Source organism: Streptomyces sp. NPDC093097, assembly GCF_044754325.1.
Taxonomy (GTDB): Bacteria; Actinomycetota; Actinomycetes; order Streptomycetales; family Streptomycetaceae; genus Streptomyces.
On record NZ_JBIVOW010000002.1, the window covers coordinates 170,794 to 191,038 of the forward strand.

Annotated in this window: 20 protein-coding genes; 8 read left to right on the forward strand and 12 right to left on the reverse strand. The window is 71.9% G+C overall.

Features of this window, described 5'->3' with window-relative positions; genetic code table 11:
* Positions 1–73: 73 nt before the first annotated feature.
* From ACIQE0_RS03715 to ACIQE0_RS03730, 4 genes are all read right to left on the reverse strand, one after another.
* Positions 74–469: a hypothetical protein gene (locus tag ACIQE0_RS03715; RefSeq protein ID WP_402328816.1), complete on the reverse strand. Its 396-nt coding sequence runs from the start codon at positions 467–469 to the stop codon at positions 74–76.
* A gap of 131 nt (positions 470–600) precedes the next feature.
* On the reverse strand, positions 601–1,812 hold the full coding sequence (locus ACIQE0_RS03720) for a helix-turn-helix transcriptional regulator (RefSeq protein ID WP_366331128.1): 1,212 nt from the start codon (positions 1,810–1,812) through the stop codon (positions 601–603).
* Between the two features lie 330 nt (positions 1,813–2,142).
* A complete protein-coding gene (locus ACIQE0_RS03725; protein WP_366331127.1) occupies positions 2,143–3,540 on the reverse strand; it encodes a gluconate:H+ symporter in 1,398 nt (465 codons plus the stop codon).
* A 135-nt stretch (positions 3,541–3,675) separates the two neighbouring features.
* Entirely contained in the window at positions 3,676–4,191 is a 516-nt protein-coding gene (locus ACIQE0_RS03730) for a gluconokinase (RefSeq protein WP_366331126.1), read from the reverse strand.
* Between the two features lie 171 nt (positions 4,192–4,362).
* Here ACIQE0_RS03730 and ACIQE0_RS03735 point away from each other — a divergent pair, with 171 nt between their 5' ends.
* Positions 4,363–5,073: an FCD domain-containing protein gene (locus tag ACIQE0_RS03735; RefSeq protein ID WP_366331125.1), complete on the forward strand. Its 711-nt coding sequence runs from the start codon at positions 4,363–4,365 to the stop codon at positions 5,071–5,073.
* 32 nt (positions 5,074–5,105) lie between these two features.
* Here the strand turns inward: ACIQE0_RS03735 and ACIQE0_RS03740 are convergent, their stop codons facing one another.
* Complete coding sequence (locus tag ACIQE0_RS03740) at positions 5,106–5,318, reverse strand: hypothetical protein (RefSeq protein WP_366331124.1); 213 nt, start codon at positions 5,316–5,318, stop codon at positions 5,106–5,108.
* Positions 5,319–5,410: 92 nt separating this feature from the next.
* Positions 5,411–6,991, reverse strand: coding sequence for a methylmalonyl-CoA mutase (locus ACIQE0_RS03745; RefSeq protein WP_402328819.1), 1,581 nt, complete (start codon positions 6,989–6,991; stop codon positions 5,411–5,413).
* A gap of 136 nt (positions 6,992–7,127) precedes the next feature.
* Here ACIQE0_RS03745 and ACIQE0_RS03750 point away from each other — a divergent pair, with 136 nt between their 5' ends.
* Positions 7,128–7,445 carry a peptidoglycan-binding protein gene (locus ACIQE0_RS03750; protein WP_402328821.1) on the forward strand — a complete coding sequence of 106 codons (318 nt, stop codon included), beginning with the start codon at positions 7,128–7,130 and terminating at the stop codon, positions 7,443–7,445.
* Between the two features lie 201 nt (positions 7,446–7,646).
* On the opposite strand, the gene ACIQE0_RS03755 is transcribed toward ACIQE0_RS03750, so the two are convergent.
* The 3 genes from ACIQE0_RS03755 to ACIQE0_RS03765 all read right to left on the reverse strand — a co-directional run bounded on the left by ACIQE0_RS03755 (position 7,647) and on the right by ACIQE0_RS03765 (position 11,671).
* A complete protein-coding gene (locus tag ACIQE0_RS03755) occupies positions 7,647–8,708 on the reverse strand; it encodes a hypothetical protein (protein WP_402328823.1) in 1,062 nt (353 codons plus the stop codon).
* Positions 8,708–9,445, reverse strand: a complete 738-nt coding sequence (locus ACIQE0_RS03760; RefSeq protein WP_402328825.1) for an RNA polymerase sigma factor — start codon at positions 9,443–9,445, stop codon at positions 8,708–8,710. Before ACIQE0_RS03760 ends, ACIQE0_RS03755 begins: the two co-directional genes overlap by 1 nt.
* 519 nt (positions 9,446–9,964) lie before the next feature.
* Positions 9,965–11,671 carry a glycoside hydrolase family 20 protein gene (locus ACIQE0_RS03765; protein ID WP_402328827.1) on the reverse strand — a complete coding sequence of 569 codons (1,707 nt, stop codon included), beginning with the start codon at positions 11,669–11,671 and terminating at the stop codon, positions 9,965–9,967.
* Positions 11,672–12,102: 431 nt separating this feature from the next.
* Here ACIQE0_RS03765 and ACIQE0_RS03770 point away from each other — a divergent pair, with 431 nt between their 5' ends.
* From ACIQE0_RS03770 to ACIQE0_RS03795, 6 genes are all read left to right on the forward strand, one after another.
* Positions 12,103–12,570: a 2-oxo-4-hydroxy-4-carboxy-5-ureidoimidazoline decarboxylase gene (locus ACIQE0_RS03770; RefSeq protein ID WP_402329232.1), complete on the forward strand. Its 468-nt coding sequence runs from the start codon at positions 12,103–12,105 to the stop codon at positions 12,568–12,570.
* Positions 12,571–12,752: 182 nt separating this feature from the next.
* Complete coding sequence (gene sdhC, locus ACIQE0_RS03775) at positions 12,753–13,133, forward strand: succinate dehydrogenase, cytochrome b556 subunit (RefSeq protein WP_402328829.1); 381 nt, start codon at positions 12,753–12,755, stop codon at positions 13,131–13,133.
* Positions 13,134–13,139: 6 nt separating this feature from the next.
* Positions 13,140–13,619, forward strand: coding sequence for a succinate dehydrogenase hydrophobic membrane anchor subunit (locus tag ACIQE0_RS03780; protein ID WP_366331117.1), 480 nt, complete (start codon positions 13,140–13,142; stop codon positions 13,617–13,619).
* 31 nt (positions 13,620–13,650) lie between these two features.
* Positions 13,651–15,405: a succinate dehydrogenase flavoprotein subunit gene (gene sdhA / locus ACIQE0_RS03785; RefSeq protein ID WP_366331116.1), complete on the forward strand. Its 1,755-nt coding sequence runs from the start codon at positions 13,651–13,653 to the stop codon at positions 15,403–15,405.
* Positions 15,405–16,178 (forward strand): succinate dehydrogenase iron-sulfur subunit, encoded by a 774-nt coding sequence (locus ACIQE0_RS03790; RefSeq protein WP_366331115.1) that lies wholly within the window; start codon positions 15,405–15,407, stop codon positions 16,176–16,178. The genes sdhA and ACIQE0_RS03790 overlap by 1 nt, the downstream gene beginning before the upstream one ends.
* A 727-nt stretch (positions 16,179–16,905) precedes the next feature.
* The gene (locus ACIQE0_RS03795; RefSeq protein WP_402328832.1) at positions 16,906–17,727 is read left to right on the forward strand and encodes an alpha/beta fold hydrolase; all 822 of its coding nucleotides are present in this window, start codon (positions 16,906–16,908) and stop codon (positions 17,725–17,727) included.
* Between the two features lie 59 nt (positions 17,728–17,786).
* On the opposite strand, the gene ACIQE0_RS03800 is transcribed toward ACIQE0_RS03795, so the two are convergent.
* The 3 genes from ACIQE0_RS03800 to ACIQE0_RS03810 all read right to left on the reverse strand — a co-directional run bounded on the left by ACIQE0_RS03800 (position 17,787) and on the right by ACIQE0_RS03810 (position 20,176).
* Positions 17,787–18,296 (reverse strand): FBP domain-containing protein, encoded by a 510-nt coding sequence (locus tag ACIQE0_RS03800; protein WP_402328834.1) that lies wholly within the window; start codon positions 18,294–18,296, stop codon positions 17,787–17,789.
* A gap of 70 nt (positions 18,297–18,366) precedes the next feature.
* Positions 18,367–19,803 (reverse strand): hypothetical protein, encoded by a 1,437-nt coding sequence (locus ACIQE0_RS03805; protein WP_402328836.1) that lies wholly within the window; start codon positions 19,801–19,803, stop codon positions 18,367–18,369.
* Positions 19,804–19,864: 61 nt separating this feature from the next.
* Positions 19,865–20,176 (reverse strand): hypothetical protein, encoded by a 312-nt coding sequence (locus tag ACIQE0_RS03810; protein WP_402328838.1) that lies wholly within the window; start codon positions 20,174–20,176, stop codon positions 19,865–19,867.
* Between the last annotated feature and the right edge of the window lie 69 nt (positions 20,177–20,245).

A 20,245-nucleotide genomic window follows, 5' to 3' on the forward strand; every position in this document is an offset into this window, starting at 1 on the left:
CTTGAAAGTGTTGCATGTCAGGACTCAGACATGGCGAAGTAACTCTCCTGCGGTGCGGTGGCAGGCGCCTCCCTCACCGCGCGGGCCGGGATCCGCCGCTCCCCTCACCCGCATCGCTCCTCTCGGGGCCGCCGTCCTCGCCGTCCTCCTCCGCCTCGCTCTCCAGTTGGAGCAAGCGAGCGCCCCGACTCCTCGAAACCCGATGGACCTTGGCAAGATGCTCGTTCAACTCCACGGCCAACAGGTGGATTTCACCGGGTGTCCACGCCCGGCCCGCCAGGACGCCGCAGGCTTCCGCCATGAAGTCGGCGGCCGAGTTCATCTGCTCCGCCTCCACCCGGTCGGCAAGCCGGGAGACGTAGCCGGTCCCGGTGCCGTCGAGCAGATAGCAGGGCTTCCCGTCCGGGCTGGTCCACGGCAGCAGCCGTGCGGTGTCCATGGGGTTCATCGGGACGATTCCGTTCGGCAAGTCCGCACTCCTTGGCAACGCTGGCCACGCCCGAGAGGCCGCGTCCAGCGCGGTCACGGGGCCTTACGTCCCTCAAGGGAAGCGTGCGCCGAAGAAGGGGGACAGGGACGGAACGTCCCAGTCCTGGAGCCTTAGTTGGTGGCCCCCAGGAATTCGGCGAGCTTGCGCAGCCCCGGGGGCCGGTACGGCCCAGCCCAGAGGTCGTTCACGATGGCGACGGCGAGCGTGTGGTGACGCATCCACGTCGGGGCGATCCGTCGCAGCCGTTCCAGCGTCTTCACCGCGCCTTCGACATCGCCCACGTCCGTATGGGCACGAGCCACGTCGAGCAAGAGCCACGTACGCCACGAAGGCGGGATGTCCGCACCGATCCGCATTCCCCTGGCGAGCTCCAACGCCTCATCCGGTCGGGCATGTTGAACGGCGAGACGGACGCGTTCGATGCGGACCGAGGAGCGGCTGAACACCGAGACCATCTTTCCGTCCGCCGGTGGCGGAAGCGTGGCCAGCCTGCGCGTCGCGTTCTCCGCTGTGCTCATCAGCTCGTTCGCCGCCTGGTAATCTCCCGAACGCGCTGCCGAAGTGGCGGCGGACATGACCAGTCCGCCCCAGACGCGCAGGCCCTCAGCGGTCTTGCCGTGCCCCTTCTCGACCGAATCGGCGGCGTGGACAGCCAGCCGTTCCGCATCGTCCAACCGGTTCTGGCGCTGGTAGTTCCACGCGACGGAGTTGCTGACCATGGGCACCAGCAGCGGGTCGGAGGACTGTTCCGCCGCACCCATGGCACGTTCGAGAGCGGACAGCCCGAGGTCCGTCTTCCCGAGGCGGATGGCGAGGTGACCGGCCAGTTGCAGCGCCTTGCCCAACGCCGCCTGACCCGCCGCCCTTTCGTCCGCACTGCCAACCGCTGCGGCGAATCGGGCATCGTCGATGATGCCCGGCAGAACCTCCATGACGCGCCCGAACTCAGCGTCGTGGTACAGCGTCCACGCGTCGGAAATCTCGCGCCGGAGAAGGGGAACGGTCAATCGCTCAGCCCCACTTGGCTCCGCGGGCGGGGCGAACAGCGGGGGCATGATGGCACGCCGCACGGCGACCAGCTGCGGAGAGTCCGCATCGCCCGTGGAGGGGACCCCAGGCGGGTCCCCGAGCAACGACGTCAGCTCAACCCCGAGCCCTCGCGACAACGCGTGCAGAGTCGGCAGGCGTGCACTGTGCTTCCGCTTCTGCTCAAGCTTCCGTACCACGTCGACGGAGACTCCCGCGCGCTCCGCCAACGCCTCTTGGGTGAGGTCTGCCATCCGGCGCAGCCGCGCCATGCGGTCCCCGAGGTGCTCGGCCATATCAGCGAGGCTACGCCGAGATCGTCCCCACCGCGTGAACTGCGGCACCCCCGTACAGGAAGGCCGAGCAAGCGCCCCGGACCGAGCGCGACGACGCCCCCACGCCCCCGAGCCGAACAGTCTGGCCGTCGCCGCGTCCGCCGTCGTCACGGAACGCCGGCCGGCTCCGTACCTGGGATGGCGGCCACGACCACCCGGGTGGCAACTCACCACGATCCAGCAGCCGCTGAGGTGGGGATAGACGGCAACGAGCCCCCGCCAACCGCCCGTTGAGGCAGCCGGCAGGGGCTCGTCCGCGTGACGTACGCCGTCGCGGCGCCCGCGTCGTCGCTAGACCACCAACGACAGCAGCAGCACCCCGGCTATCCCCACCACCGAGATCACCGTCTCCATCAGGGACCAGGTCTTCAGGGTCTGGCCGACGTTCATGCCGAAGTACTCCTTGACCATCCAGAAGCCGGCGTCGTTGACGTGGCTGAAGAAGAGGGAGCCGGCGCCGATGGCGAGGACGAGGAGGGCGGCGTGGGTGGTGCTCATCTCCGCGGCGAGCGGCGCGACCAGGCCGGCCGCGGAGATGGTGGCGACCGTGGCGGAGCCGGTGGCGAGGCGGATGGCGACCGCGATCAGCCAGGCCAGCAGCAGTGCGGAGATGTTCCAGTTCTTGGAGACGTCCAGGATCATCTGGCCGACGCCGGAGTCCACCAGCGTCTGCTTGAAGCCGCCGCCGGCGCCGACGATCAGCAGCACACCGGCGATCGGGCCGAGCGAGGACTCCACGGTGGAGGCGATCCGGCCGCGGGTGAAGCCGGCCGCCCGGCCGAGCGTGAACATCCCGACGACGACGGCGGTGAGCAGCGCGATCAGCGGGGAGCCGACGACGTCGAAGACCCGCTGGAGGGTGTGCGCGGGGTCGTCGACGACGACGTCCACGAGGGCCTTGGCCAGCATCATCACGACCGGCAGCAGGACGGTGGCGACGGTGATGCCGAAGCCGGGGCGCTTCTCCAGATCGTCGGAGGTGCGCTGCGGGATCATTCGCTCCGGCGGGGCGATGTCCACCCAGCGGGCGGCGTAGCGGGAGAAGAGCGGGCCGGCGACGATCGCCGTGGGGATGGCGACGACGACGCCCAGCGCCAGCGTCACACCGAGGTTGGCCTTGACCGCGTCGATCGCGGCCAGCGGCCCGGGGTGCGGGGGAATCAGGCCGTGCATGACCGACAGGCCGGCCAGCGCCGGGATGCCGATGCGCATGAGGGAGAAGTTGCCGCGCTTGGCGACCAGCAGCACCACGGGGATCAGCAGCACGATCCCGACCTCGAAGAAGATCGGCAGCCCGACGATCCCGGCGATCAGCACGATCGCCCAGGGCATCGCCCGCGGTCCGGCCTTCGCCAGGATCGTGTCCACGATCTGGTCCGCGCCGCCGGAGTCGGCGAGCAGTTTGCCGAGGACGGCGCCCAGCGCGATCAGTACGCCGGTGCCGGCGACCGTCGTCCCCAGCCCGGTGGAGAAGCTGGCGATCGCCTTGTCCAGCGGCGCCCCGGCGACGGCGCCGAGCACCAGCGAACCGATGATCAGCGACAGGAAGGCGTGCAGCTTGAACTTGGTGATCAGCAGGACGATGACGGCGATACCCGCCAGAACGGCGATGCCCAGCTGTGCGTGACCGGCCGAGGTGATGGGCGCGGTCGCGTCCGCTGCGAGCATCTCGACGCTGAGATGTGGCACGGCGATTCCCTTGGTTGGAAGGAGGGGAGGAAGGGGCGGCCCGGCCACGGAGGGCGTGGGCCTCGGAAGGGGGGTGGGGCCCGGCCGCCGGCGGAGAGGAAGGTGCGCTGGTTCCCCGATCGGGGAGGTGCGGGGTTACGCGGCCGATACGGGGCGGCGCAGTGCGGCGACCGCCCGCTCGGCGATCTGCTCCGGGGTGCCGGAGACGTCGACGACCACGCCCGCCTCGTCCGAACCGAGCGGTTCGAGCGTGGCGAACTGGGAGTCCAGCAGCGCGGTGGGCATGAAGTGGCCCTTGCGCTCGGCCATCCGCGCCTCGATCAGCGCGCGGTCGCCGGCGAGGTGGAGGAAGACCAGGCCCGGGGCGGCGGCCCGCAGCCGGTCGCGGTAGGCCCGCTTGAGCGCCGAGCAGCTGACCACGCCGCCGTGGCCGGCCCGCCCGTGCGCCCAGGCGCCGATGGCGTCGAGCCAGGGACCGCGGTCGGCGTCGTCCAGGGGGGTGCCGGCCGACATCTTGGCGATGTTGGCCGGCGGGTGGAAGTCGTCGCCCTCGGCGTACCGGACGCCCAGGGCGTCGGCCACCAGAGGACCGATCGTCGTCTTGCCGGTCCCGGCGACACCCATCACGACGATGACATCGACGCTTTCCATCCCGAATACCTCGATACCTCGTACACAGGACATCGCACTCCATACGGGATGACGCTGTCCTCTTCGACCTCGTGCGCCCCCACTGAAACCCATTAGGTACGACGTATTCAAGCCCCTGTGACGCAAACGTCATACTTAATTGGCCGAGGAGCGGGAACGTAGGCTTGCCCCATGGAAGCGACCGGTAACGGGGAGAAGGGGCTGCACGCCCGCGTGCTGGAGTCCCTGGGGCCCGCGATCACCGCGGGCGACTACCCTCCGGGCACGGTCCTGCGCACCGATGAACTCGCCGAGCGGTTCGACGTCTCGCGCACGGTGATCCGCGAGGCCGTCCGGGTCCTGGAGTCGATGTGCCTGGTCGCCTCCCGGCGCCGGGTCGGGGTGACCGTCCGCCCGACCCAGGAGTGGAACGTCTACGACCCGCGGGTGATCGGCTGGCGGCTGGCCGGCCGGGACCGCCCCCGGCAGCTGCGTTCGCTGACGGTGCTGCGCTCGGCCGTGGAACCGGTGGCGGCCGGCCTCGCCGCCGCGCACGCCACCCCCGCCCAGTGCGCCGAACTCACCGAGCACGCCATGGGGATGGTCTCCACCTCACGCGGCCAGCAGCTCGACGCCTACCTCGTCCATGACATGGCCTTCCACCGCGTGGTGCTGTCCGCCTCCGGCAACGAGATGTTCGCCCGGCTCGCCGAGGTGGTCGCCGCCGTCCTGACCGGCCGCACCCAGCACCACGTGATGTTCACCGACCCCGACCCGGCCGCGGTCACCCTGCACGTCCAGGTCGCCGAGGCGATCCGCACCGGGGACGCGGCCCGCGCGGAGGCCCTCACCCGGGAGATCACCACCGGCGCGATGGCCGAACTGGACGTGCTGGCACCGTAGTTGCCCCCGACCCGGAGGCGGGGAAGCCGGCGTCAGAACAGCGGCTGCTGCCCCGGCATCGGCGGCTCCTCCGGATCGAAGAGCTTCTCTGCGGGCGCCATCATCGGCGCCATCCGCCGCGACCCCGGGCAGGAGATCAGCTCGATCCCGGTCCGTCGCCCCGGCGGGTCGTGGCGGGCGTAGCGGCCGCCGACCACGGCGATCTCTCGGGTGCAGACGGGGCAGCGGCGTCGGGGTGCGGACATGCCACCAGTCTGGCGGACGCGTTCGACGCCCCGCACCCGGCACCCGCCATCGGGCCCCAGGCGCCCCGGTACGACCTCGGCGCGCACCCGCCTCAGAACGCGTCCGTCGGCACGTACGTCCCCCAGACCTCCCGCAACGCGTCGCAGACCTCGCCCAGCGTCGCCCGGGCCGCAAGCGCCTCCCGCATCGGATAGAGCACGTTGTCCGGGCCCTCGGCGGCCTTCCGCAGCGTGCCGAGCGCGGCGGTCACCGCGTTGCGGTTGCGGCGGGCGCGCAGCCGCTCCAGCCGCTCGGCCTGCTGCGCCTCGATGGCGGGGTCCACCCGCAGCGGCTCGTAGGGCTCCTCCTGCTCGGTCCGGAAGCGGTTGACGCCGACCACCACCCGCTCGCCGGCTTCGGTCTCCCGGGCGATCCGGTAGGCGTTGCGCTCGATCTCGTCCTTCTGGAAGCCGCGTTCGATGGCGGCGACCGCGCCGCCGTACTCCGCCACCCGCGCCATCAGCGCCAGCGCCGCCTCCTCCACGGCGTCGGTCAGCGACTCGACGGCGTAGGAGCCGGCGAACGGGTCGACGGTGGCGGTGACGTCGGTCTCGTGCGCGAGCACCTGCTGGGTGCGCAGCGCGAGCCGGGCCGCCTTCTCGCTCGGCAGGGCGATCGCCTCGTCGAAGGAGTTGGTGTGCAGCGACTGGGTGCCGCCGAGCACCGCGGCCAGTCCCTGGACGGTCACCCGGGCGAGGTTCACCTCCGGCTGCTGGGCGGTCAGCTGCACCCCGGCCGTCTGCGTGTGGAACCGCAGCATCTGCGACCTGGGGTCGCGCGCCCCGAACTCCTCCCGCATCACCCGCGCCCAGATCCGCCGCGCGGCCCGGAACTTGGCGACCTCCTCCAGCAGCGTGGTGCGGGCGACGAAGAAGAACGACAGCCGGGGCGCGAAGTCGTCGACGTCCATGCCGGCGGCGAGCGCGGTGCGGACGTAGGCGATGCCGTTGGCCAGGGTGAAGGCGATCTCCTGCGCGGGCGAGGCGCCTGCCTCGGCCATGTGGTAGCCGGAGATGGAGATGGTGTTCCAGCGGGGGATCTCGGCCCGGCAGTAGCGGAAGATGTCCGCGGTCAGCCGGAGCGACGGCTGCGGCGGGTAGATGTACGTGCCCCGCGCGATGTACTCCTTCAACACGTCGTTCTGCACCGTGCCGTTGAGCTGATACCCCTTCACCCCCTGTTCCTCGCCCACGAGTTGGTACATCAGCAGCAGCAGCGCCGCCGGCGCGTTGATGGTCATCGACGTCGAGACCGTCCCCAGCGGGATGCCGCCGAACAGCACCTCCATGTCCTCGACGGAGTCGATCGCCACCCCGACCTTGCCGACCTCGCCCGCCGCGATCGGGGTGTCGGAGTCGTGGCCCATCTGCGTCGGCAGGTCGAAGGCGACCGACAGCCCGGTCGTCCCGTGCTCGATGAGCTGCCGGTAGCGCGCATTGGACTCCCGCGCCGTCCCGAACCCGGCGTACTGCCGCATCGTCCACGGCCGCCCGGTGTACATCGTCGAGTAGACGCCCCGCGTGTACGGGAAGGCACCCGGCTCGCCCAGTTCGGTGTCCGGGTCCCAGCCCGCCAGCGCCGCCGGCCCGTACACCGGCTCGATGGGCAGTCCGCTCTCGCCGTACCGCGCCATGTCCCCTACGCCTCCAAACGGGTGAACAGTGCCGTTTTGCCCCGCATGGACAGCATGCCTGGAGGTTCGTCCCCGCGCACCGCTGGGAAGAGGGTGGGTCATGCGACGGAGCGGGAGACGAGGACCGGCGGCACTGATGGCACTGGCCGCACTGACCACGGCGGCGGCCTGCCATCCGTCGAAGGCCGCTCCCCTACTGGCACCCGGCGCGCACGGCCGCGCCGTCTACGACCTCCAGGCCCGCCTGGCCCAACTGGGCCTGTTCACCCGCTCCCCCACCGGCCGCTACGCCACCGAAACGGCCACCGCACTCCGCACGTTCCAACAACAGGCCGGCCTACCCCCCACCGGCACCTTCACCACAGCCGACCGCTCAGCCCTCAACTCCCGCACCCACAAGCCAAACCCGCACAACTCCACAACGGGAAACCTCAGTAACAGAAGCGACAATTGAGCAACCCCCACAGACCCCAGCCACATCCGCGAAAGCGCGCGCCGGCTTAGGCGCAAAAACAGCGCGGGCAGGGCCGGGGGAACGTGCCCCGCCCGCGCCGGGTGCGCCATGCCGCGGGTACGGGGGGAACCCCGGCGCTGGCGCCGCCGATGACCAGTCGGCTCATTTCTTACTGCGCCGGTGCGTCGAAAAACGTCACACCTAACCGGCGGGAATGGTTCCGGTAGGCGTCGGGGTGGCCGGGGAGGGGGGCGGTGCGGGGGTGGTGCCGCCCGGCTGCGGGCTCTTCGAGGGCGAGGCGCCGGGCGACGGGTCGCCCTCCTCGTCGCCGCCACCGTTGCCGTCGTGGTCGCCGCCGCCGTGGCCGTTGCCGCCACCGTTGCCGTTGCCGTTGCCGTTGCCGCCGTTGCCGTTGCCGCCGCCCGCGCCATCGTTGTCACCCGAGCCGCCGCCCGGCCGGCCGGGCTGGGCGAGGTACTGCCGGCAGAAGGCGTGCACCCGCCCCGGCCCGCCGGCCTTGGCTTCGAGGCGCCGCAGCATGTCGCGGTCCATGTCGCCCCGCTTGCCGGACTCGTAGTTCTTGCAGAGGGCCAGCAGCAGCCTCTTCTTCTTCTCGCCGTCCGCGTCCGACGGCAGGTTGCCCTCGTCGCCGGGGGTGCCGGTGCCGGGCGTCGGGGTGCCCGGTGTGTGGCCGGCGCTGTGGCTGCTGCCGGGGGTGGGGGTCGAGCCGGGTGCGGTGGTCTGCCCGTCGGGCGGCGTGGCCGGGGTCCGGTCGGTCTCGCCGGTGGTGGTGGCCGGCGCCTGGGTCTCGAAGGTGCTGGGCGTCTCGGCCGCCGAGACGCTGGCCCCGGGCTTCGGATCGCCGCTGCGGAAGGGGGTGGGCAGGACGCCGGTGCCGGCGGCGACCGCGATACCGCTGATCGCGCAGGCCGCGAGGGCGACCGCGAAGCCGCGTCGGAAGGGGCGGGCGAGCCGGGTGCGTTCGGCACGGCGGCCGGTGCGCACGGTGGGCAGCGCCGCGCCGCCGGCGAGGCCGCTCCGGCGGGCGCCCGCGCCCTGGTGGGCCGCGCGGAAGGCGGCCAGTGCGGCCTCCTCGCCGGGCAGTGCGACCGGGTCGGGCCGGCCGGAGCCGGCCGCCGCGGCGGCCTTCAGCAGCTGCTGAAGTTCGCGTGCGCCGTCGCCGACCTGGGAACCGACCGGCTCGCCACGCAGCAGTCGCTCCGCGGCGTCCTTGTCGAGCCAGTTGTACCGGTCGTCGGCCATCACATGTCCTTCTGCGTTCGTGCGGCCGTTTCCGTCACACCTGGTACGTACGAATCCGCCACACCGTCACGGTGTCTTCGCTCTTGTGCGGGCAGTTCGCCCACCGGTCCACCCCCCTTGCCCGAACCTGCGGACATCCCCCGGGGTGCGCCGTCGCCGTCGCCCCCCGAGCCGTCCGCCCCGAGCAGTTCGGCCAGCTTCTTCAGTCCGCGGTGGGCGGCGGTGCGCACCGCGCCCGGCCGTTTGCCCAGCACCTGCGCCGCGCTCTTGGCGTCCAGACCGACCACCACCCGCAGCGTCACGGCCTCGGCCTGGTCCTGCGGCAGCCGGCCTATCAGCCGGAAGGTGTGGCCGGTGCGCAGCGCCTCCAGCGCCTCGCCCGCGGTGTCGGACGCGGCGGGGGTGTCGGCGAGTTCGCTCTCGTCGCCGCCGACGGCCGGCCGGCGGCCGCGCATCCGGATGTGGTCCAGCGCGCGGTTACGGGCGATCCGGGCGGTCCAGCCGCGGAAGCGGTCCGCGTCGCCCGTGAAGCGGGCCAGGTCCCGGGTGATCTGGAGCCACGCCTCGGACGCCACGTCCTCGGCGTCCGCCTCGCCCACCAGGGTCCGGACGTAGCCGAGAAGCCGGGGGTGTATGGCGCGGTAGACGAGCCGGAACGCGGTCTCGTCGCCGTCCTGCGCCGCCTGCACGGCAACCGTCAGCCGTCCGTCGTCCGGCTGAATGTCGTCCCCTCGCACGGGTCCATCCTGTCGCACGCTGAATGTCCGCCGCCCGGTCCTTGCCGCTTTGCGCTGCCGCTGTTTCGTCGCTGTCGGTTGGTCGTCTGGTCCGCCGTGGCCGCCGCGCGGCCGCTGCGTCCGCTCGCGGCCCCCGGCCGCCCGGCCGTTCCTGCTGACCGTAACGGGTCAGACCGGGTGCCCGGCACCCGGGCCACCCCCTGCGGCGGGCAGCCCACCGGCGCGGCGTGCGCGCGGTTCCCTCCGAACTCCCGGGCGACGCCCCCCTTTTCCGGTCTCCGGCTGCTCGGCGACCGGCGCGCCCACCGGCGCGTTCGGGCACGTTACGGGCCCTTCCCGGCCCGCGTCCAGACCACTGGTCGTGCTGCGTCCCGCACCCCGTGTGACGCTTTCGGGCCCGTTGGCGCTGTATCGATTAGGAGCCCGTCACGGGCACCTCATGAACGACGGCCGGGGCCTCTCCTGTGGGGGGTGGCGGCCCCGGCCGTCTCTTCTCTCACTGCTGTCCCGCCCGGCCGTTCAGAGCCGGTTCACCAGCGCCTTGAAGTCCGTCCAGGACTGCGCGGGGGTGCGCGGGTCCCATGTCTTCTGCGCCAGCGCCGCGAGCGGCATCCTGATCCCGGCCGCGATCTGCTGCGGGGTCTGCGCCTGCGCGCGGTCGTTCCAGATCCCGAACCGCGCGCCGGGGATCCGGTCGGGTCCGGTCATGCTCTCCGGTACGGCCACCGGCGAGGTGTGCCGCAGCACCCGCGGGGTCCAGCTCTTGTAGATCCGCTCGCCGGTCGGGTAGGTGAACTGGTTGGGCTCGCCGAGTACGTAGTAGAGGAACTCGTCGTTGAGGTTGAGCACCGTGCGGCCCTCGCGGAGGAACTCGGCGGGGTCGCGGGCGCCGATCTCCTTGCCGGTCCAGTAGGCGACCCTGCGGTTCTTGTCGGCGGCCACCTTGCCGCCCGCGAAGAAGCCGTCGTTCCAGGCTTCGATCCGGTCCTTGCCGGCGGCCTCGACGGTCTTCTGCCGGTCGTTCAGCCAGCCGGTGGCCAGGTCCTTGATGGTGGCGCCGGAGCCGTACTTGTCCCGCGCGGCTTTGGCGAGCTGCGGGTAGGACGCCTCGGGGTGGGAGGACATCAGCGCCTGGTACTCGTCGCCGCCCAGGTGCCAGTGCCGGCCGGGGAAGAGCTGTCCGAACTCCTTGAGCAGCGAGTCGATCAGCTCGCCGGCGGCGGGCTTGGAGATGTCGATGGCGCCGCGGAGCGGCGTGCCGGAGGCGTTGCGCAGCCGGAGTTCGGGGTGGTGGTCGAGGACCGCGCCGAGGTGGCCGGGCGAGTCGATCTCCGGGATGAGGGTGACGTGCAGGCTCTGCCCGACCTTGATCAGGTGGCGGACCTGGTCCTTGGTCAGGTGGTCGGCGGAGACGACCTCGGGGTGGCGCTCGCTCTGGATGCGGAAGCCCTGGTCGTCGGAGAAGTGCAGCTGGAGCTGGTTGAGCTTGAGGTCGGCGAGCTCCCGGATGCGGTCCTCGATCCAGCCCGCGCTGAACGACTTGCGGGCGTTGTCGAGCAGCATGCCGCGCTCGGGGCGGTCCGGACGGTCCTCGATGGTGCCCTCGGGGAGGCCGCCGGCGGAGCGGACGGCCTGCTTGACGGTGCGGGTGCCGTTGAAGACCCCGGTGTCGGTGGGGGCGGTGAGGGTGAGCCGGGCGTCGTGGGCGGTGAGGGTGTAGGCCTCGTCGGCGGTGCTGCCGGGCGGGGCGTTGTCGGGGCGGCTGCCCCCGCCCCCGCCGCTGAGCTTGACCTCGATGTCGCCGGGGCGGACGTCCTGCTTCCCCCACACCACCGTCAACCCGCCAAGATCTTTGGCCATAAGTTGCGCCTCGTCGGCGACGGTGCTGTTCTCCCCGGCCGGTACCACGATCCGGGCGCCCTTGGTCGGCCGCCAGCCGTTTCCGTCGGCCGGGCGGAAGTCCGCCACGGCCGGGACGATGCGCGGCGGGCCGGTCACCTTGGCCCAGCTGGGGATGGGGGCGGCGGGGCTGGAGGAACTGGGGGCGGAGCCCGGGGGCCGGGAACCGGCCCCTTGCGAGCAGCCGCTGAGCACCAGCGCACCGGCCAGTACCGGGGCGGCCAGCAGCGTGCGGGCCCCCGGACCGCTGACCGGCCGGGCCGGGAGCGGGGGCTGCGGGGAAGCCGAGGGCCGCGGGAAACGCGGCGGCCGCTTCGGGTTTGACATCGTGCAATCCTTACTTTTCGGGGCAGAAGGTATTGCCTGGTGCGCGGAGCGGAACGTCCACCGAGCACGCGCGGGCTCTCTCATCCGGGTGAAAATCGCGCCTCGGTCGGACAGTGGTCGGCGAGCGTCGTTAGCGTGGCCTCGCCGTCGCTCACTCCCTTCCGGGGCGCGTGGACCGCCGGACATCCGCCGGGTGCCACCTCACGTGACGTATCACCACACTTGCGTTCACCCCCGTACGTATCAGACTTCTCAGCCTTTTCTCCCCACCCACCACTGAGTTTGCGTCAGTCGCCCGCCTCCCTCCCTCCGAGGAGCCCACGCTGTCCGGTGACACTCCGGCCGCCCGTCCGCTGGCGCGGCCCCACCTGCCCGCTCCGCGGTGCGACATACCTTGGCAGAGCCATCCCGCCCCGCCCCCGGCGGCCGGTCTGGCCCGCTTCAACGCCCTCCCCCACACCCGGGCCGTGGCCGCCCTGCTGGCCTGCTGCGGCTGCCCCCGCTGGGCCGAGCGGATCGCCGCCCACCGCCCCTATCCGGACCCGGCCGCGCTGCTGGCCGCCGGCGAGGAGGCCGGCTACGACCTCACCCCGGCCGAGCAGACCCGGGCGCTCACCCGGGAACCGCCCGCCCCGCTCCCGCCGGCCCGCCCCGGCCCCGGCACCCTCGCCGCCCACACCGCACTGCGCGCCGCGCACGCCGCGTACGAGCGCCGCTTCCGGCACGCCTTCGTCATCAGCCTGGACGGCTGCCGCGACGACGAGAAGCTGAACCAGACCCTGCACGCCCTCCGCACCCGCCTCGCCCACGAACCGGACGAGGAGCGCTCGGTCGCCGCCGACGCCCTGCGGCGGCTGGCCCGCACCAGACTGGCGCAACTCGCGGTGATTTGTCCTTGATGGACGGGTTCATTCCTGTGTGATAGCCCGTTGGTGCCTGTTTGATCACACCTGGGGACCCCCGCGCGAGGAACCGACAGCTCGTCGATACGATGACGAGCGGCCGGTGGACCGTACCCGGCTGGGCCCGACCGACAGAGAAGCCGGCGCGGCTCTAGTCCCCGCTCCCGGAGGGTTCTTCCGTGCCGGCTGGAACGCTGTACCGCGGCCGGGAAGGCATGTGGTCCTGGGTGGCTCATCGAGTCACTGGCGTCCTCATCTTCTTCTTCCTGTTCGTACACGTCCTCGACACCGCTCTCGTCCGTGTCTCCCCCGACGCGTACGACAACGTCGTTGCGACCTACAAGACGCCCCTCGTCAACGTGATGGAGTACGGCCTGGTGGCCGCCATCCTCTTCCACGCACTCAACGGCCTGCGGGTCATCGCGGTGGACTTCTGGGCCAAGGGCCCGAAGTACCAGAAGCAGATGCTGTGGACCGTTGTCGGCGTCTGGGTCGTGCTGATGGCCGGTGCCTTCTACCCCGTGCTGCAGCACACGCTGCGCACGCTGTTCGGGAGCTGACGCGTGATGTCTGCTGAATCCTCCACCGCGGGCGCCACCTCCGCGGAGAACGTCGCGCTCTACGACGCGGACAACCCGGCCCCGGTCATCGAGGCGCCTCGCAAGCGCACCGGGAAGACCCCCAAGTCGACCCGCACCAACTTCGAGCTGTACGGCTGGCTGTTCATGCGGCTGTCCGGCATCGTCCTGGTCGTCCTGGTCCTCGGCCACCTGCTGATCCAGCTGGTGCTCGACGGCGGCGTCTCCAAGATCGGCTTCGCGTTCGTCGCCGGCCGCTGGGCCTCGCCGTTCTGGCAGGTCTGGGACCTGCTGATGCTGTGGCTGGCCATGCTGCACGGGGCCAACGGCCTGCGCACCGTCATCAACGACTACGCGCAGCGGGACAACACCCGCTTCTGGCTGAAGATGCTGCTCTACACCGCCACGGTGTTCACCGTCCTTCTGGGCACGCTGGTGATCTTCACCTTCGACCCGAACATCCGCTAGGCCCCGGGCTGAGGGACTGAGGTAACGACCCATGCAGATCCACAAGTACGACACCGTCATCGTCGGCGCCGGCGGCGCCGGCATGCGCGCCGCCATCGAGGCGACGAAGCGCAGCCGCACCGCCGTGCTGACCAAGCTCTACCCGACCCGCTCCCACACCGGCGCCGCCCAGGGCGGTATGGCCGCGGCCCTCGCCAACGTCGAGGAGGACAACTGGGAGTGGCACACCTTCGACACGGTCAAGGGTGGTGACTACCTGGTCGACCAGGACGCCGCCGAGATCCTGGCGAAGGAGGCCATCGACTCGGTCCTCGACCTGGAGAAGATGGGCCTGCCGTTCAACCGCACGCCCGAGGGCCGGATCGACCAGCGCCGCTTCGGCGGTCACTCCCGCAACCACGGCGAGGCCCCGGTCCGCCGGTCCTGCTACGCCGCGGACCGCACCGGCCACATGATCCTCCAGACGCTGTACCAGAACTGCGTCAAGGAGGGCGTGGAGTTCTTCAACGAGTTCTACGTCCTGGACCAGTTGATCACCGAGGTCGACGGCGTCAAGAAGTCGGCCGGTGTGGTCGCCTACGAGCTGGCCACCGGCGAGATCCACATCTTCCAGGCCAAGGCCGTCATCTACGCCTCCGGCGGCACCGGCAAGTTCTTCAAGGTGACGTCCAACGCGCACACCCTGACCGGTGACGGCCAGGCCGCCGTCTACCGTCGCGGACTGCCGCTGGAGGACATGGAGTTCTTCCAGTTCCACCCGACCGGCATCTGGCGGATGGGCATCCTGCTGACGGAGGGCGCCCGTGGTGAGGGCGGCATCCTCCGCAACAAGGACGGCGAGCGCTTCATGGAGAAGTACGCGCCGGTCATGAAGGACCTCGCCTCGCGCGACGTCGTCTCCCGCTCGATCTACACCGAGATCCGCGAGGGCCGCGGCTGCGGTCCCGAGGGCGACCACGTCTACCTGGACCTGACCCACCTGCCGCCGGAGCAGCTGGACGCCAAGCTCCCGGACATCACCGAGTTCGCGCGGACCTACCTCGGCATCGAGCCCTACACGGACCCGATCCCGATCCAGCCGACCGCGCACTACGCCATGGGCGGCATCCCGACCAACGTCGAGGGCGAGGTGCTGGCCGACAACACCACCGTCGTGCCGGGCCTGTTCGCCGCCGGCGAGGTCGCCTGCGTCTCCGTGCACGGCGCCAACCGCCTGGGCACCAACTCGCTGCTGGACATCAACGTCTTCGGCCGCCGGGCCGGCATCGCGGCCGCGGAGTACTCGGCCACCGCCGACTTCGTCGAGCTGCCCGAGGACCCGGCGTCGAAGGTCACCGAGCAGGTCGAGCGGCTGCGCAACGCCACCGGCGGCGAGCGGGTCACCGAGATCCGCAAGGAGCTCCAGGAGACCATGGACGCCAACGTCATGGTCTTCCGCACCGAGCAGACCATCAAGACCGCGGTCGAGAAGATCGGCGAGCTGCGCGAGCGCTACCTCAACATCTCCATCCAGGACAAGGGCAAGCGCTTCAACACCGACCTGCTGGAGGCCATCGAGCTGGGCAACCTGCTCGACCTGGCCGAGGTCATGGCGGTCTCCGCCCTCGCCCGCAAGGAGTCCCGCGGCGGTCACTACCGCGAGGACTACCCCAACCGCGACGACGTCAACTTCATGCGGCACACCATGGCGTACCGCGAGGTGGGCGCCGACGGTTCCGAGTCGATCCGGCTCGACTACAAGCCGGTCGTGCAGACCCGCTACCAGCCGATGGAGCGTAAGTACTGATGAGCACTCCCACTCTCGACAAGCACTCCGCGGCGCTGGACGCGGCCGAGAACGACGCGTCGCACCTGATCAGCGTCACCTTCCGGATCCGCCGGTTCAACCCGGAGGTCGCCGAGGAGGCCAGCTGGCAGGACTTCCGGCTGGAGATCGACCCCAAGGAGCGCGTCCTGGACGCCCTCCACAAGATCAAGTGGGAGCTGGACGGTTCGCTGACCTTCCGCCGCTCCTGCGCGCACGGCATCTGCGGCTCGGACGCCATGCGGATCAACGGCCGCAACCGGCTGGCCTGCAAGACGCTGATCAAGGACATCAACCCCGAGAAGCCGATCACCGTCGAGGCCATAAAGGGCCTGACGGTACTGAAGGACCTTGTCGTCGACATGGAGCCCTTCTTCCAGGCCTACCGGGACGTGATGCCGTTCCTGATCACCACCGGCAACGAGCCGACCCGTGAGCGCCTCCAGTCCTCCGAGGACCGCGAGCGCTTCGACGACACCACCAAGTGCATCCTGTGCGCGGCCTGCACCTCCTCGTGCCCCGTGTTCTGGAACGACGGCCAGTACTTCGGCCCGGCGGCGATCGTCAACGCGCACCGCTTCATCTTCGACTCGCGTGACGAGGGCGGCGAGCAGCGGCTGGAGATCCTCAACGACAAGGACGGCGTCTGGCGCTGCCGCACGACCTTCAACTGCACGGACGCCTGCCCGCGCGGTATCGAGGTCACCAAGGCGATCCAGGAGGTCAAGCGCGCCTTGATCACGCGCCGCTTCTGACGTTTGCGCCTGAGCCGGCGCCGTTTTCGCCGACGGGTGCCGCAAGGCTGGGCCCCGCTTCCTTCTACGGGAGCGGGGCCCTCGCCGTTCCCCGGTACGGGACGCGCAGCGGGGCCTCCCACGTTGTCGGCTGTCCCGTCGTAGGGGTTGCTGTCTTTTGCGCCTGCGGCGCTTGCCAGTTGTCCGCTGCGCGGGGCTTTCGGGTGCGGTGACGGGCCTTCGGGGCAGGGGGTGTCCGGACTGCTGCGCTTTACGTCCGGACACCCCCTGCCCCGAAGGCCCGCCCCCTCCCGTTGTGGGGTGGAAACCCCCGAGTCACCGGCCAAGCCAAGTGGGCCACCAACGGTCACCACGAAACACACAACCCGCGCTTGCCCACCGGGAGTTGACCCCACTCGCCTGTTTCACCGACCACACACGGGAGGGGACGGGTCTGTGGGGCGGTAGGGGTGTGCCGGACGTAAAGCGAAGCAGTCCGGCACACCCCTACCGCCCCACAGACCCGGCACCGCACCCGACAAGCCCCGCGCAGCGGACAGGCACCGCACCCGACAAGCCCCGCGCAGCGGACAGGCAACGCGCAGCGGACAACGCCCCCGTGCCGCAGGCACGAATAACAGCAACCCCCACGGCGGGAAGCCGACAACGTGGGGCACCGCCGGCCGCGAGGCCCACGCCGCGGATCAACTTGACCTTGACACCGGTGTGAGGGGGCAACCTCATAGGCATGACGCAGATACCCGCAACACGGACCCCGTCCGCTTCGCTTCCCCGACTGTCCACCACCGTCGCCGGCCCGGTCGGCGGCCCCGGCGTCCTGCTGGCGCACGGCGCGACCGGCAGCGTCCAGGACAACTACGGCACGCTGATCCCGGCGCTGACCGCCACCGGGCACCGGGTGGTGGCGCCCGACTATCCCGGCTCGGGGCAGACGCCGCGCGCCGACGGCCCGTTGGAGCTGGACGCGCTGGCCGACGCGGTGGTCGCCGAGGCCGTCGCGGCCGGTGTGGAGCGCTTCACCGCGATCGGCTTCTCGATGGGGACCGCGGTGGCCGTACGGGCCGCGGCCCGGCACCCCGAGCGGGTGCGCGGGCTGATCCTGACCGCCGGGCTGGCCAAGGCCGACACCCGGGCCCTGGTCTGGCTGGACCTGTGGCTGCGGCTGCTGGACCGCGGCGACTACCAGGGCTTCGCGCAGGCGCGGGCGCTCAGCGGGCTGTCGCCGGAGCACCTCGGTGCGCTGGCGCCGGACGAGTTGGCGGCCGTGCTCGACCCGGACCCGACGCTGCCGCCGGCCGGTTCGGCGGAACAGGCCGCCCTGGTCGGGGTGCTGGACACCACCGCCGACCTGCCGGGCATCGCGGTCCCGGCACTGGTCATCGCCACCACCTTGGACGGCCTGCTGGACCCGGCCCACTCGCGCTATCTGGCGGAGCACATCCCGGGAGCGCAGTACGCGGAGGTCGTCAGCGGGCACATGCCGATGGTCGAACGGGACGCGGAGTGGCTGGCGTTGATCGGGGACTTCCTGGCCGCCCAGGGGCTCTGACGGGCCCGGTGGCGGCGCCTGCTCGGCCGGCGGGGCTCCGCAGCAGGAGCCCCGCCGTCTCAGGCCCCCTCGCCCTCCAGGACCTTGTCCAAGAAGGCGTCGAGGTTCCGCACGGTGCGGGCGATCCGGTCCTCCAGCGGGAGGTTCTCCTTGTGGCGGCTGGCGAGTTGGGACTGCTTGCGGCCGCGGACGTAGAGGGAGCAGGCGAGGTCGGCGCACAGGTACGTGCCGACGGTGTTGCCCTGCCGTCCGGCGGGCCCGGCGCGGCGGGCGGCCAGCAGGCTGACACCGGAGCCCGGGTGCCCGGTCAGGCAGACCGAGCACACCGTCGTCTTGGTGAAGCTGCGCCGCACCCCCTGCGGCACCCGCAGCGTCACCCCGATCAGGCCGTCGCCGCGCGGGGCGACCAGGTAGCTGCGGTCCGGGGCTCCCGGGTCGCGCCAGCCGAGGAAGTCGAGGTCCTGCCAGGCGAGTTCGGCCAGTCCCGCGGGGAGGTTGAGCCGGCTCGCCTCCCCCTTGGTGCAGTTCACGAAGGACGCGCGTATCTGTTTGTCGCCAAGCGGATCCATGGTTCCGGACGCTAACAGCGGGGTGCGGGGCGCGTCGTGCGAATTTCGGGCGCCCCGCCCCCGCCCGGGCTCACTCGATCACGGACGGCGGGATGTCCCGTCGCGGGGTCCCCGCCGCCTCGTCCTCGTCGAGGTAGCGGCGCCGCCGGTCCCCGGCGCGTCCCCGGTCGTGCGTGCCGGTCCGGTCGGCCGGGCCCGTGCCCTGGGCCGCCGCCGGGTCCGCCGCGGTGGCCCGGGCGCCGCCGCGGCTGCGGTGCAGGGCGGCGCCGCCCTGGCGGCTGCCGCCGGTCGGGCCGCCTTGCCGGGCGGCCGGGGCGCCGGGGAGGCGGGGCGCGCCGGGTGCCCCGGGCACGCCGGGCTCCATGGCGGCGCGGGCCGCGACCGCGTCGGGGTTGCCCACCTGGCCGCCGGCGCTGCGGCGGCCGCCGCCCGCGCCGCGCGCCGGGGCGCCGGCCGGCCGCGGGCCGCCGGACATGCCGATGACGCCCGGGATGACCGCATGTGCCGGGATGCCGCCCGTGGGGGCGGGGGTGCTCGGGCCGCCGGCCGGCGGCCCGGCGACGAGGGCGTGGCCGGCGGCGGGCGGTGCGGTCAGGGTGCTGCCGTGGGCGCTCTCCAGCCCGGTGGTCACCGGCCGCTCGGCCCGGGGGCTGTCGAAGCCGGCCGGTACCGCGCCGCCGCCGGCGCCGTTGGGCGCGTGCGCCGTGGGCTGGTGGGGCTGCGGGCCACCGGTCACCGCAGCGTTCACCGGCGCCGGGGCCGGGTGGTCGGACGGCGCGATCGGCCAGTCCCCGTCCAGGCCCTGGCCGGTGCCCTCGCGCAGCCGGGTGCCCTGCGCCTCGTAGTGGGCGGCCAGTTCGTCCATCACGATGGCGGCCTCGATCCGGCGCTGGGTGCGCGGCGAGAGGCGGGCGCGGTTGAGTTCCAGCGCCATCCGGGTGTCCAGCTTGGGGTTGGCCATGTCCCGCTTGAACTGGCCGTCGTCGTCGGGGGGCGCCGTCGCGGTGTCGGCGGCCCCGGCGAGCTGGAGCTTGACCATGGCCTTCTTGGCCTCGCGGAGGTTGTGCGCGACGCCGGTCTCCGGGCCCGCGCCGCGCGAGCCGATCAGGGTGGACTCGACGGTGCGGGCGTGCTGGTAGCTGCGGTCGATCTTCGCCAGCACCTTGGCGGCCTCCCGGCGGAATGCCTGGGACGCGGTGCCCTCCCAGTGCGCCGCGGCGTGCTCGACGGCGTCCCGGAACGCCTTGCGGATCCCGCCGTGGCCGTCGTCGCCGCCCAACTGGTCGGCGGCGGACCGCCAGTGCCGGCCGGAGGCCTCGATCGTCTCGGGGCCGGCGTGCTCGACCATCGCCCGCAGCTCGGGCAGGCCGTGCCGGGCGAAGCCGGAGGGGGAGCGCGGGGTCAGCCGCTGCCTCTGGAACGACCTCAGCCGCTCCGTCCGCTCCTGCTCGTCCGCCCGGTGTCCCTTGTCCGTGGCGCCGTTGCGCTCGGGTCCGGCCGTGGCCATACCGGTCCCCCTCCCTCGTCCTCGCCGTCGTCCCTACCGCCCGCGGTCGGGGCGGTGCCCGTCAGTCGTGCCGCGGGTGCCGGGCCGCGTGCTCCTGGTCCTCGTAGGCGCCGCGGCTGGCCTCCGTCTTCTCACCGAAGGTGTGGACGAGGTCCTGGAGCGCGCCGAGCACGTCCGCCATGTATGTCTGCATGCCGTCGTGCGCCCCGGCGAGCCGGCCCGCCTCGGCGAAGCCGATCCCGAACGCCGAGGTCGGGATGCTCGTGTTGTACGTGACGGTCTGGTGGGGATCGTCCATATCGCGCTGCAGACGCCGCAGTTGTCGCACGACGACGTCCAGCTCTTCCAGGTCGACCCTGAACTGCTCGGCCATGTACTGCTTCTCCCCGTTCCCCCGCGGGCCTTCGCCACCAAGCTATCAAGCCCGCCGGGCTCCCCGTAC

Excerpts from the sequence above, each read along its gene's own strand:
- ACIQE0_RS03720 (WP_366331128.1), bottom strand. The coding sequence starts at position 1,812 with ATGGCCGAGCACCTCGGGGACCGCATGGCGCGGCTGCGCCGGATGGCA.
- ACIQE0_RS03730 (WP_366331126.1), bottom strand. The coding sequence starts at position 4,191 with ATGGAAAGCGTCGATGTCATCGTCGTGATGGGTGTCGCCGGGACCGGC.
- ACIQE0_RS03735 (WP_366331125.1), top strand. The coding sequence starts at position 4,363 with ATGGAAGCGACCGGTAACGGGGAGAAGGGGCTGCACGCCCGCGTGCTG.
- ACIQE0_RS03740 (WP_366331124.1), bottom strand. The coding sequence starts at position 5,318 with ATGTCCGCACCCCGACGCCGCTGCCCCGTCTGCACCCGAGAGATCGCC.
- ACIQE0_RS03745 (WP_402328819.1), bottom strand. The coding sequence starts at position 6,991 with ATGGCGCGGTACGGCGAGAGCGGACTGCCCATCGAGCCGGTGTACGGG.
- ACIQE0_RS03750 (WP_402328821.1), top strand. The coding sequence starts at position 7,128 with ATGGCACTGGCCGCACTGACCACGGCGGCGGCCTGCCATCCGTCGAAG.
- ACIQE0_RS03755 (WP_402328823.1), bottom strand. The coding sequence starts at position 8,708 with ATGGCCGACGACCGGTACAACTGGCTCGACAAGGACGCCGCGGAGCGA.
- ACIQE0_RS03765 (WP_402328827.1), bottom strand. The coding sequence starts at position 11,671 with ATGTCAAACCCGAAGCGGCCGCCGCGTTTCCCGCGGCCCTCGGCTTCC.
- ACIQE0_RS03780 (WP_366331117.1), top strand. The coding sequence starts at position 13,140 with ATGTCTGCTGAATCCTCCACCGCGGGCGCCACCTCCGCGGAGAACGTC.
- sdhA (WP_366331116.1), top strand. The coding sequence starts at position 13,651 with ATGCAGATCCACAAGTACGACACCGTCATCGTCGGCGCCGGCGGCGCC.
- ACIQE0_RS03790 (WP_366331115.1), top strand. The coding sequence starts at position 15,405 with ATGAGCACTCCCACTCTCGACAAGCACTCCGCGGCGCTGGACGCGGCC.
- ACIQE0_RS03795 (WP_402328832.1), top strand. The coding sequence starts at position 16,906 with ATGACGCAGATACCCGCAACACGGACCCCGTCCGCTTCGCTTCCCCGA.
- ACIQE0_RS03800 (WP_402328834.1), bottom strand. The coding sequence starts at position 18,296 with ATGGATCCGCTTGGCGACAAACAGATACGCGCGTCCTTCGTGAACTGC.
- ACIQE0_RS03805 (WP_402328836.1), bottom strand. The coding sequence starts at position 19,803 with ATGGCCACGGCCGGACCCGAGCGCAACGGCGCCACGGACAAGGGACAC.
- ACIQE0_RS03810 (WP_402328838.1), bottom strand. The coding sequence starts at position 20,176 with ATGGCCGAGCAGTTCAGGGTCGACCTGGAAGAGCTGGACGTCGTCGTG.